The 362-nt window shown below is 76.8% G+C and carries 1 protein-coding gene; it reads right to left on the reverse strand.

Annotation, left to right across the window (positions count from 1 at the left end):
* The coding region (locus ACK4LS_RS12555) for a hypothetical protein (protein ID WP_409717674.1) at positions 1-274 on the reverse strand (274 nt) is incomplete at its 3' end.
* Positions 275-362: the final 88 nt, after the last annotated feature.

Consider the following 362-nt stretch of genomic DNA (forward strand, 5'->3'; position numbering starts at 1 on the left):
CGTCGGCGCTCTGCACCGCGAGGGCGAGCCGTCGCCTCCGCTGCCGCAGCGCCGGCGCGATCGCGGCGAGCAGCTCGTCGGCGGCGCCCTCCGGGGCGCCGTGCACGCGCGCCAAGCCACGGACGGCCCGAGGCGTGGTGCCGGCGACGAGGGCGCCCACGACGACGTCGACCCACGGGGCCGCGAACGGCGAGACGGCCAGGGCGGGGTCGCCGAACTGCACGCGACCGTCGGCACGCCAGAGGGGCAGGGCATCGGGGGAGAGGCGGGTCATCGCCCGATCATGACGCGGCGGGGGTCCCGGGATGCCGTTGTCCCCATGCCTCGCGACGAGAACGGCCGTGGGGAGGAACGGGTTACTA

Source organism: Microbacterium sp. (genome assembly GCF_046295495.1).
Lineage (GTDB): Bacteria > Actinomycetota > Actinomycetes > Actinomycetales > Microbacteriaceae > Microbacterium.